3 protein-coding genes and 1 pseudogene are annotated in these 4,568 nt (G+C 37.8%); 2 read left to right on the plus strand and 2 right to left on the minus strand.

The genetic code is table 11. The features are described 5' to 3' along the window. Window positions 1-52 precede the first annotated feature (52 nt). Together ACM0OS_RS28410 and ACM0OS_RS28415 are read right to left on the minus strand one after the other, a co-directional pair. Window positions 53-397: pseudogene (locus tag ACM0OS_RS28410) on the minus strand (FAD-dependent oxidoreductase); the annotation flags it as partial. A 179-nt stretch (window positions 398-576) separates the two neighbouring features. Beyond that, on the minus strand, window positions 577-2,115 hold the full coding sequence (locus ACM0OS_RS28415; RefSeq protein ID WP_414546524.1) for a phytoene desaturase family protein: 1,539 nt from the start codon (window positions 2,113-2,115) through the stop codon (window positions 577-579). A gap of 147 nt (window positions 2,116-2,262) precedes the next feature. On the opposite strand from ACM0OS_RS28415, the gene ACM0OS_RS28420 reads away from it, so the two are divergent. After that, window positions 2,263-3,180 carry a ribonuclease D gene (locus ACM0OS_RS28420; RefSeq protein WP_414546525.1) on the plus strand — a complete coding sequence of 306 codons (918 nt, stop codon included), beginning with the start codon at window positions 2,263-2,265 and terminating at the stop codon, window positions 3,178-3,180. 527 nt (window positions 3,181-3,707) lie between these two features. Further along, the gene (locus tag ACM0OS_RS28425) at window positions 3,708-4,550 is read left to right on the plus strand and encodes a tetratricopeptide repeat protein (RefSeq protein ID WP_414546526.1); all 843 of its coding nucleotides are present in this window, start codon (window positions 3,708-3,710) and stop codon (window positions 4,548-4,550) included. The last annotated feature ends 18 nt before the right edge of the window (window positions 4,551-4,568 follow it).

The raw sequence follows: 4,568 nt of genomic DNA on the forward strand, positions 1-4,568 counted from the left end.
TAAAAATATTTATATTTTGATCTAGTGTACCTCATTACAGACGGAAGTGCTGTAAACGCTGTAATCCTGTAAAATTTTTTTGAATCATCAACGCTGATAAGAAGTGACGCCCATCCTGTAAGAACAATTCTGAGCCAAGATGAACTGTTTCTAATTCAACCTCTAGATCTTGCATCAATTTGATGAAGTTGTGAAATTTAGAAGGAAATTCTAGTACGCCACTTTCTAAATACTGGTCACAGTCAGATTGATTAGGTTTGACGTTTTTATTTAATGTCCGAATATGTCCACCTAAAACAGATTGTTTTTCTAAAATGGTGACTTCATGACCATGCTTATCCAGCAAATATGCCGTTACTATACCACTGGCTCCGCCCCCAATAATTGCTATTTTCATATCTCATCACCAAACTAATGGGATAATTTGACAAATAATCGGTAATTGCAGGATAGAGTAAATAAATTTTAGTTAGAAACCAGTAAAATACTTGGTATATAGCGTTTTTGAAGGGTAAAATACCAAAATAAAGAATAAGCTAAAAATATTGATTTTTTAGTAGCTTCCTACTGAGTACATTAAGATTTTGACAAGATTTTATCTCCAGACAATCTTTGATATAAAATCGCTCCAGTCCAAAATGTAGGTGCAAAACCTGGATAGCCAGATGAGGCATTACAAAAGTAAAAGTTACGTAAAGATGTCTGGTAATTAAGTCTCCCAATGCCCATATTGTGAGGTGTAAGATTAGAAGCATAGGAGTTTCCTTTGGGACACCAACAATATCTTTCATTCGTTGTGGGACTGCCTGTGATTTTAAAGACTAAGTGTTTCTGAATATGGGGAATATAGTGTGTTTCAACTACATTGAGGATGGAATCAAGTATTTCGTCTTTTTTGTGTCTATAAGCCTTGTCATCGGTATCTTTAAGCTGTTTAAAGTAATCATAATTAGCAACTGTCAAAAATTCGATGATTTGACAATCTTCTGGACAGTCTGGCTGGGTTTCTGTCATTAAAGAGGGGGTTGTGATGGCAAAACTGGGATTGGAAAAGTCATGCTGTTCATACATTTGATAAAAAGCTTGATTTAAGTCTCTATGACCACTGTGAAAGACATTCCATTTTCCAAATCCATAGTCTCGCAAATCAATATCTTTGACAACACAGTAAGCCATAAAGTTAGAAGGAGAATATTCATAATTGAGCTTTTGGCGTACCTTTTTTGAAAAGTTTTTTACTCCTATTATTTGGGCAGCTTTTTGAGGGTCTATATTACAGATAATCGTTTCTCCAGAAAATTCACGGCTTTGATGTGTGATGCGATCAATTGCCTGAACTCCTGTGACACTTTTGTTTGTGATTTGAAAATTAGTGACTTCTAAATTCAGCAGCACTTCGCCGCCATTTTCTTCAATCACCTTGATTAATGAATTAATTACATGCTCAAAATGCTGTGTGGGATAAAACGCCCCTTGTTGATATCCAGTAAACAAAATTACCCAAGCGTAAAAAGAAAGTTGATTTGGGGGTAATAAGAAATCAAGCCATTGCAGTGCTAATAGAGTTTGTGCCTCTTGCGGTAGTTTGAATTTGTCGAAAACATCCTGAAGTGTACTATTGAGATACCTGATGGCACAGAATACTTCATCAATATTTGGGAATAATTCAGTAGGAATAATTGGGGGGGATAATTTCTTGATACCCTCACTAGTCTTTTGTACTTCTAGGATAAATCTCCGAATCTGGTCATCATCCTGAGGAAATAGATGAGATAGCCGCCGAATTAGCTCTGAGGATTCTGAGGGGATATCTAATGAGTAGCCTGGCATTCTCATATGATCAAAACCGTCAGGATCATACCGAGTAAATGTTACTTCTTTATCTAGTTCCAGTTTTTTCAGGACACGATTGACAGTATGTCCTTCGCCACAATCCCAAACATAATGTAGTTGGGCATTGAACTTATATTTTTTTGCCATTGTGAACGTGTGGCCAAACCCTCCCGGATGCTCATGAGCTTCTAGGATTTGAACTTTCTTACCGGATTTTGCCATCAGAGAGCCAAAGACTAATGCCGACAAGCCACTGCCGACTATTAGGTAATCAGTTTTCATTTCAAACCTCCAAGAAGCATCTACTATAGATGTTTCGCAATCTTGTGGTGATCCTGCAAACTTATACCAACATGGTCACCATCTAAATGTTAATTTAGAAAACTGTGACTGACTTAATCATACTCAAATATCAGGAAAAATTTGCTAATGCCATACTTAACTTCTGCTGGTAATATTCGTGCCATAGTAGCTAAATATACTCAAACCAAAACCCTGTGGATTGATACAGAAGTCGCTGACTATAAAAGTCGCAATCCGAAATTATCACTGATTCAGGTATTAGACGATCCTACAGATATGAGTGGCGATCGCGTGTTTCTTTTAGATGTCCTCAATCAATCTGATGTGGTGGATGAATTTATTGAGCAAATCATGATTAATCCGGCAATTACCAAAGTATTTCACAATGCCAGTTATGATGTCAAATTTCTGGGTAACAAGCGCGCTAAAAATATTACTTGTACTTTAGAATTAGCTAAAACAATTCCTTATTATCTTTTACCCTTACCTAATTACCAACTTAAGACTTTAGCTACTGCACTGTGCAGATTTAATTATATTGATAAACAGGAACAAGGTAGTGATTGGGGAAAAAGGCCCCTAACTGAAGGGCAAATAGAATATGCTTACTTAGACTGTATTTATCTTGCCCAAGTACATTTACAGTTATTAGAATTACAAGTAGCCAGTAATCCAGACCCCGCAACGGAAGATCTAACAGCAATCAGTGCCAGATATACAGAACTTGAAGAGAAATCGAAGTTATTAAATTCAGAATTTGAACATTTACAAGAACGTTTAAAAAAAGCGATGCAGGTTCAAAATGTATCGGAAACATCATTTTGCAAACTTTCTAGTTATGAGCGTCAGACTGTAAAAGTTGCATTTACAGAACTAGTTAGGCTAGTACAAAATCAGGACGTAAGTTTAGATTTTTCTGTCACACTGACTCAGAAACTTCAAAAAGACTTAGGTAAAAACCTCGAAGAACTCTCTTTAGATATTGACAAAAGTACATCTTGGCGACTAACTCCTAAAACTCAGGAAAGTGGAGGTGGGGAGTAGGGAGTAGGGAGTAGGGAGTGGGGAAATAGTTATTTAAAACTATATTTATACAGCGCTTTGCAACTAAAGGAGGTACAGACTTGTATATTTTAAATCTTGTAGGGTGGGCGTCTTTCCCTCCATTGTATCCCTCATTGCTACGAAATCTGCTGTAAGTATTGCCCTGTTATTTTTTATCTTTAGGCAAAAATCTAAGAATAATTAAAATTTAGGATACAAAATAAAATATTGATAAAGTATACGCAAAAACATAAAATTTTATGCTGATTGTCTAGAATTTAATTCACATAACAAATAAATAAATTATCTAGAATAAAAGTTTTTATACTTAATGCCTGATCAAGCAGTTAACAGTGAGTTAAACCTAGAGTATATGTGATTTGAATTTCACTCAACTGTCTTGCTATATGGGTTTAGGATATCAGTTGATTTGACACAAATATAAAAATTTAGAAATAATTTTTATTTGAACTTGGTGCTAACTTTCATGCAAAAGTCTGAAATTGTTTGACGGTTTAGGGTAACTTATGAAATTGCGGTTATTTGGGCAAGAGCAGGTGAAACTTAAAAAAATATTGACCATAGTTATGGTTACGGCATTGAGTGCCATTACTAGCATTTCCTGCAATCGAAATGAAGATGTATTGGTAACAGAAATAGGAGTGAGTCCTCCTAACCGTCGTGTAGTGCAAACATCTCAAGGTGGTAATCTTTATGTTCAAGGAAAGAATCAGCACGTAAGAGGCGACTTACAAGGGGCGATCGCATCCTACAACCAAGCACTGGAAGTAGATCCAGAATATAGCGCAGCTTATAAAGGCCGGGGACTAGCTTATTTTGATCAAGGCGATAAGCAACGGGCGATCGCCGATTATAATCAAGCCATTAGTCTGGCTGCCGATGACGCGGAAGCCTACAACAGTCGGGGTAATGCACTCGCTTCACTAGGAGATCACCAGCGAGCGATCGCCGACTATAACGAAGCTATTCGCATCTCGCCCAATTATGCCGAAGCCTACAATAATCGGGGAAATGCCCGTGTTACCCAAGGAGATATTAACGGGGCGCTAGATGATTTCAATCAAGCCATTCGCCTCGATTCTCGATACGCCATCGCCTACAACAACCGAGGAAATGCCCGCGCTGCTCAAGGAGACAGAGAAGGTGCGATCGCCGATTACAATCAAGCCATACGTCTCAATTCTAACTTTGGGCCTGCCTACAACAACCGAGGAAATGCCCGCGCCGCCCAAGGAGACAGACAAGGGGCCCTGCAAGATTTACGACAAGCAGCCAGCATTTTTGACAACCAAAATAACCGTGACTTGTATCAACAAGTGATGAATAATATTAGTGAACTAGGGCAATAGGGGGCAGGGGGCAAGGGG

Source organism: Nostoc sp. CCY0012 (assembly GCF_963920855.1).
GTDB lineage: Bacteria > Cyanobacteriota > Cyanobacteriia > Cyanobacteriales > Nostocaceae > Cyanocohniella.

Excerpts from the sequence above, each read along its gene's own strand:
- ACM0OS_RS28425 (WP_414546526.1), top strand. The coding sequence starts at position 3,708 with ATGAAATTGCGGTTATTTGGGCAAGAGCAGGTGAAACTTAAAAAAATA.
- ACM0OS_RS28415 (WP_414546524.1), bottom strand. The coding sequence starts at position 2,115 with ATGAAAACTGATTACCTAATAGTCGGCAGTGGCTTGTCGGCATTAGTC.
- ACM0OS_RS28420 (WP_414546525.1), top strand. The coding sequence starts at position 2,263 with ATGCCATACTTAACTTCTGCTGGTAATATTCGTGCCATAGTAGCTAAA.